Raw genomic sequence first — 6,449 nt, 5'->3', positions numbered from 1 at the left:
TTCTGGTCAAAAGTCACCAACCCCACGGCGTCCCGCTGCTGGAGCATCAGATAGGTGAGGGCCGCAGCCAGGTAGCTGGCGTATTGCAGCTTGGTGAGCGGCCCCGAAGCATAGCCCATTGAGCCAGAGGCGTCCAGCAGCAGATAGCACTTGAGGTTGGTCTCTTCTTCGAATTCTTTGACGTAGAAGCGGTCAGTGCGGCCGTAGACTTTCCAGTCGATGTGCTTGACTTCGTCGCCGGGCATGTACTGGCGGTACTCGGCGAACTCCACGCTGAAACCGTGATATGGGCTGCGGTGTAAGCCGGCGATAAAGCCTTCCACCACCAGGCGGGCGCGCAAGTCCATCGACGCCAGCTTGGACACCACCTCTGGCTGCAGGAACCGGCGGTAGTCTTGCGCCGCGCGCGGCATCGTGGTCATGCTCCGGTAGAGTCCAGAAGCCGGCGGACAATCTCCTCAGTGCCCACGCCATCTGCCTCGGCGTTGAAATTGGTCACCAGGCGGTGGCGCAGCACGGGCAAAGTCACCGCCCGCACGTCGGCAATGTCCGGGGTTGGCCGACCGTCCAGGATGGCGCGCGTCTTCGCGCCGAGGATGAGGTATTGGGAGGCACGCGGTCCTGCTCCCCAACTTATCCAGTCGCGGATGAACTGCGGCGCACCGTCGTGGTTGGGGCGAGTTTTGCGCACTAGCTCCACCGCGTAGTGAATGACCGCATCGGCGACCGGCACACGCCGCACCAAGTCCTGCAACGCGACAATTTCCTGAGCGTCCAGAACCTTATGCAGCTCCGCGGTGTAGGCGCTGGTGGTGGAGCGCACGATCTGCTCCTCCTCCTCGGCGGCCGGATAATCGACCCACAGGCTGAACATGAAGCGGTCAAGCTGCGCCTCGGGCAGAGGGTAGGTGCCCTCTTGCTCGATGGGGTTTTGGGTGGCGAGCACGAAGAAAGGCTCGTCCAGCTTGTAGGTCTGCCCGGCCACCGACACCTCATGCTCCTGCATGGCTTGCAACAAGGCCGCCTGCGTCTTGGGCGGCGTCCGGTTCACCTCATCGGCAAGTACGATATTGGCAAATACCGGTCCGCGTACAAACTTGAAGGTCTTCCGCCCCGTGCTCACGTCCTCCTCAATCACTTCGGTACCTGTGATGTCGGAGGGCATCAGGTCTGGGGTGAACTGGATGCGCGAGAAGGACAAGTTCAGCACCCGCGCCAGCGTGCTGATGAGCAACGTCTTGGCTAAGCCAGGCACCCCGATGAGCAGGCAGTGCCCGCGCGAGAGCAACGAAATCAGCAGCTCGTCGATGACCTGCCGCTGACCGACAATGACCTTGCCGATTTCAGTAGTGATGCGGTCGTGCGCTTCCTTGAGCTGCTCCACAATCTCCAAGTCGCGTTTTTGGGGTTGCGCAGGGGCCATGGGTTCTCCTTCGCGTGTCGTCATAGCGCTGGATTAAGTTATCATTTTTCGCCGGAATTGTCAACGTTTTTCCTTGCGCGGGGCGCGGCATTTGCGTAAATTTGCCCATGAGCCATTGCAGGGCTGAGAGGAACTGCGGATGGAGACCGAGCCGGGCAAGAGACAACTCGTCGGCATGAGCATGGAGGAGCTGGAGCAGTTTGCCTGCAGCATGGGCGAGAAGCCTTTCCGCGGGCGGCAACTGTTCGCTTGGCTCTACAACAAGCGGGCGCGCGACTTTGCCGAGATGACCGACATCTCCAAGCCCTTGCGGCTGCGGCTGGCCGAAGTGGCCGAAATTGGCCTCCTGAGGGTTGTGGCGGTGGTGTCCTCGCGAGACGGAGGCACGCGCAAGTTCCTGTTTGAACTCGGCGATGGCGAGCGCATCGAAAGCGTGTACATTCGCGAGGCGGAGCGCCACACGCTCTGTGTCTCCACACAGGTGGGCTGTGCCTTGGGCTGCCGATTCTGCGCCACCGGGCGCATGGGCTTTCGCCGCAACCTGTCGGCAGGGGAGATTGTGGACCAGGTGCTGCTCGTGGAGCGCGAGGTGGGGGAGGAGGTGAGCAACCTGGTGCTGATGGGCATGGGCGAGCCGCTGCTCAACTATGAAAACGTGATCGCCGCCTGTGAGCTTGTGCGCCACGAGCGCGGCTTGGCCATCGGCCATCGACGCATCGTCATCTCCACCGCTGGCTGGGTGCCCGGCATCATGAGGCTGGCAGAGGAGGGACACCGCTTCAAACTGGCCATTTCCCTGAACGCCACCACTGACGAACAGCGCCGGGCGCTCATGCCGGTAGCAGAGCGCTACCCACTGCAGGAACTCCTCAACGCCGTGATTTTCTACTTCCGCCGCTCCGGCCGCAGGCCGACCTTCGAGTATGTGCTGCTGGCAGGGGTGAACGACTCGCCAGAGGACGCCAGGCGGTTGCGCGAGTTGCTGAAGCAGGTGCCATGCAAAGTGAACCTCATCCCCTACAATCCCACGGACGACCATTTCCGCCGACCGACCGCCGAGCGCATTGAGGCGTTTCGGCAGGGGTTAGCGCCCTTGAAGGCGCCGGTCATTGTGCGCTGGAGCAAGGGGGATGACATCCAGGCGGCGTGCGGCCAGCTTGCCACTTCGCGAAAGGGGGAGCACGCCTGATGAGCCGCGACCAAGCTCGCGCATGGGCCGCTTCGTTGTTCGCTCTCGTGGCAGTGCTCCTGCTGCTGGGCTGGCCGGAGGATCTTCGAGCGCAGCCTGTGGCCGCAGGGGCCGTGACTTCACCCGACAGCCTGCCTCCGCGGCAACTGCCCGGGCTCGACGGGGCGGCGCTTTTGGGCCCCAGGCCTGCGCCGGTACTGGTCGGCTTGCCTTTCGTGTTTCTCCACGTCAGAGGGGCACCTGGTCAGTGGCTGGCCTTCTCCGCGCTGGGGAGTACGCCGCGAGAGACAGGCCTCTTCGTTGAGGGATTGGACCTCCGCGACCCGATCTCCAGCACGGTTGACGTGCACATGCTTCCCACGTACTGGCTGTCGGCGATTCACCTGGAGACCACGGCTGCCACGTGGGGAACGCCGCGCGGCGCGGCAGGGGCAGCGCTTTCCTGCTCAGCGAACCGTCATACCGGACAGCGGCCGCTCTCGCATGTCGGCTATGAGAATGGCGACTGGGGCGTGCGCGCCGTGGACGTCGCCCTGGGCATGAAGGTGAGCCCCAAGGCGGACGTCCTGGCGGGTGCCCTGCTCGCCGGCTTCGAGGGCTTTGCCCTGCGCCAGGAGCATGATGCGCAGAGGATCAGGGCAACGGCAAGCGCAGCCCTTACCGACAACTGGTCGGCCACCTACGTCGCCCTCCTCACCAAGACAGAGACGGAGGAGACGCCAGACCCCCGACAACTTGCCTTGCGCCTGGCGGCCTACCCGGTGCGCAAGGACCGCAGGCTGGACCACGCCCTCACGCTGTGCGGCACCCTGGGGCGCCCCGTCCACGTGCAGGCAAACGTCACGCACACGGACCTGCGGCGCGAGTTTCACGATTACCCATTACGCCTGCGGTGGATGGAGGAGAGTCACGTCCTCAGTTTGGCCTCTTCGGCCAGCGTGGGCGGGCAGAAGGCTGCCGGCCTCGTGGGCGCCTCCGTGCGCTACGCCCAGGTGGAGAGCGAGGTGATGGGCACCCACACGGACGTGGAGGCGAGCCTGCGCTGCGGCTTGCGCACCGAACCCGGCAAGTCCTGGCACCTCCAGTTTCTTTGCGATGGCCTGGTGCGCCAGGATACGCATTTGTTCCTTGCCCCATCTCTCCAGGTGGTCCGGCGCCTTCGTGCGAACTCCTGGGTGGAGGTGCACGGCAGCCGCGAGGTCTTCTTTCCCAGCTTTGCCGAGCGATACGGTCAGGAGCGGGTATGGGGCGATCGAGGCCTCCGCCCGTGGGCAGTGCACAGAGTGATGGCAGGCCTGTCCTCCCAGGGCGCTCACTCCGCGTTCTACGTCGGCGGCTTTGTGCGACACGGTGCAAGGGAGGTAGTCCAGCATCTGGGAGCCTCAGGGGATTCGCTCTTCTTCACGCAAGCTGCCGGAAGCCATCGCCTGGCCGGACTGACGGCGAGCTTCTCGGCGGAGCCAGTGAAGCGCTCCTTCCTGCGTTGTTGGGTCGTGGCGCAGACGCCCCTCCTCGGGGACCAGCGCCTGGCGGAACTGCCGAGTTGGCACGGCTGGCTCACCGCAGGCTATGGGCTTTCCTTGTTCAATTCGGACCTCGAGCTCACTGCGCAGCTCTTCTGCCAGCTCCTCGGCGACCGCTATGACGCGAACATCGAGCACAGGCTGTCACCGTTGGCCGTCCCTGGCGCCGAGGCGACGGCGCGGATCATGCGCAACGCCGTCGTCTGGGTGAGGATGGAAAATCTGCTCGGGCTCGTGTACCAGACCACCTGGGGATACCCCATGCCCACGCGCTTTTTCACCTGGGGCGTGAACTGGAGCTTTGTCGACTGAGGAGGAGGAACTGTGGTCAAGAGAGTGCTATTGGTGCTGCTGGCGGTGGTGCTAGTACTAGTGGTGGTCGTGGGCGTGCTCTTTGTCGTTTCCGCTGGAAAGCCCTTGTACCGACCAGGAATGGTGCGGGCGGCGAAGAATCTGCGGGCGCCGCTGGCTCCGCCGCCGCAAACGGCGGGCGCCAACCTCTGGCTGGTTGAGCCGAACGTGAAGCTATTCTACTTCGAAGAAGGGTCTGGCCCAGAGGTCTTGGTGCTGCACGGTGGCCCTGGCTACCCCTACCTCGGGCCTCCGCCTGGTCTGCATCAGCTGGCGGCGCAGTATCGCGTCATCTACTACCACCAGCGCGGCTGTGGCAACTCCACCCGGCCGGTGGATAGGCTGTCCGAAAAGAGTTTCTATCGCAACATGCTGAACCTGGACCGGGCCCTCGGCATTGGCGCCCAGGTGGCCGACATCGAGCGTATCCGTCGCATCCTGGGCGTGGATCGGTTGATCCTGGTCGGGCACTCATTTGGCGCGTTTCTCGCCACCCTGTACGCGGCGGAGTTCCCCGAACACGTGCGCGCATTAGTGTTGATTGCCCCAGCGCAGCTCCTCGTCTTCCCCGGCGAAGGGAACCTCCTGAATGAGGTGGGCGCGCTCCTCCCAGCAGAGCTCAAGAGCGACTATGCTGCTTTCCTCAAGGAGTATCTCGACTTCAAAGGGCTCTTTGCGCGGAGCGAGGGGGAGATGATCGGCCTGAACTCCCGTTTCACCAGGTTCTACCTTGCTGCCGCGAAGGCGAAGGGCATGCCGGTGCCCACCACGCTTCGCTTCCACGGCAACGGCGGCTGGATGGTGCAGGCGATGTACCTCAGCATGGGCAAGAAGCACGACTACCGGACTGCTCTGCAGCGGGTCAGCGCACCGGCGCTCATCCTCCATGGGGGAATGGACATCCAGCCGGAGGCGGCCAGCGCCATGTATGCCCAAGTGCTCCCTCACGCCGAGCTGCGTACCATGCCGCAGGCTGGCCACTTTCTCTTTGCCGACGCGCCTGAGGATTTTGCTGCGGTAGTGACCGAGTTCTTAGCTCAGCATCCCTGAGCCCATGTTCCAGGAGCGATGAGCGGGCGGCGCGCCCCCGCGGACGCTCGCCCTACTGTTCCTCTTGGCCTTCGGGGGGGACCGTGTCCTGCATGCGGATGCCGGCGATGCGGTGTGGCTCCTGCTCCTCGAAATCCACGGTCAGCAACCACCAATCCCCCGTCCTTTCGGACTTGGCGGTGAGCTCGATGGTGGTGGGACCGACCCTTTCCGCTCTGACAAGGCGTAAAGGCGCCTGCCTGCTCCCGACGCGCTGCACGAAGGCCAAGAGGCGTTGTCGCTTCTCTGGCTGGCGGTAGGATTCAGCGAAATGCGCACCCAGGTTTTCGGCGGCTGCGCTGCTATCTCCCTGTGCCAAGATTTCCAGGAGCGCCATGACATGGGCCCCCATAGGGGAGCTGGCCAGCGTGGCAGGATCGAGGAGTTCGGTCTTCTCCGGGGGGAGCTCATATGCTTCGCCAAACAGGATGCGCGCGACCGTCTGGCTCACTTGCCAAGCCGGTTTGCCAGCCACGTTCGCCAGACAGATGATGACCACGCCCTCGTCGAGAAAACGCAAAAAGTCGGCCGAGAAGATGCCGTTGCCGCCGTTGTGGCCTACGAGCCGCGTTCCCCTGGGGGTTGTGGAAATCGACCAGCCGTAGCCGTAGAAGGAGTCTGCATCAGGGCCTTCGCGCACGAAAGGGTGGGAGAGAAGCGCGCGCAGGCTGTCGGGCAGAATGCGGCCCCCCTCGAGGGCCAGGTGCCACTTGTAGAGGTCGGTGACCGTGGAAAGGATACCGCCGTTGGCGCGCAGGTGCCAGTAGGGCCCGTCGCTTGCCCAAGGATGGCCGCGCAGAGTTCCCCAATCGCGGGCGCCGCGGTAGCCGTGCGCCAATTGCCCTTCCTTCCACGAGGGAAGCACATAGCCAGT

Annotated in this window: 6 protein-coding genes; 3 read left to right on the top strand and 3 right to left on the bottom strand. The window is 64.0% G+C overall.

The genetic code is table 11. The features are described from left to right. Together H5U38_09890 and H5U38_09885 are read right to left on the bottom strand one after the other, a co-directional pair. The coding region (locus tag H5U38_09890) for a DUF58 domain-containing protein (GenBank protein MBC7187332.1) at nucleotides 1-413 on the bottom strand (413 nt) is incomplete at its 3' end. A 5-nt stretch (nucleotides 414-418) separates the two neighbouring features. Continuing rightward, on the bottom strand, nucleotides 419-1,423 hold the full coding sequence (locus H5U38_09885) for a MoxR family ATPase (GenBank protein ID MBC7187331.1): 1,005 nt from the start codon (nucleotides 1,421-1,423) through the stop codon (nucleotides 419-421). Between the two features lie 139 nt (nucleotides 1,424-1,562). Here H5U38_09885 and rlmN point away from each other — a divergent pair, with 139 nt between their 5' ends. Genes rlmN through H5U38_09870 form a run of 3 tightly spaced genes read left to right on the top strand, consistent with a single transcriptional unit; the run spans nucleotide 1,563 to nucleotide 5,536 of the window. Then, nucleotides 1,563-2,612, top strand: coding sequence for a 23S rRNA (adenine(2503)-C(2))-methyltransferase RlmN (rlmN, locus tag H5U38_09880; GenBank protein ID MBC7187330.1), 1,050 nt, complete (start codon nucleotides 1,563-1,565; stop codon nucleotides 2,610-2,612). Continuing rightward, the gene (locus H5U38_09875) at nucleotides 2,612-4,447 is read left to right on the top strand and encodes a hypothetical protein (GenBank protein MBC7187329.1); all 1,836 of its coding nucleotides are present in this window, start codon (nucleotides 2,612-2,614) and stop codon (nucleotides 4,445-4,447) included. Before rlmN ends, H5U38_09875 begins: the two co-directional genes overlap by 1 nt. A gap of 12 nt (nucleotides 4,448-4,459) precedes the next feature. Then, on the top strand, nucleotides 4,460-5,536 hold the full coding sequence (locus H5U38_09870) for an alpha/beta hydrolase (GenBank protein ID MBC7187328.1): 1,077 nt from the start codon (nucleotides 4,460-4,462) through the stop codon (nucleotides 5,534-5,536). A gap of 52 nt (nucleotides 5,537-5,588) precedes the next feature. On the opposite strand, the gene H5U38_09865 is transcribed toward H5U38_09870, so the two are convergent. Beyond that, the coding region (locus H5U38_09865; protein MBC7187327.1) for a serine hydrolase at nucleotides 5,589-6,449 on the bottom strand (861 nt) is incomplete at its 5' end.

The organism is Calditrichota bacterium, from assembly GCA_014359355.1.
GTDB lineage: Bacteria > Zhuqueibacterota > Zhuqueibacteria > JANLFK01 > Oleimicrobiaceae > Oleimicrobium.
The sequence above is the reverse complement of the archived record's forward strand: the minus strand, read 5'-3'. Positions and strand labels throughout refer to the sequence as shown.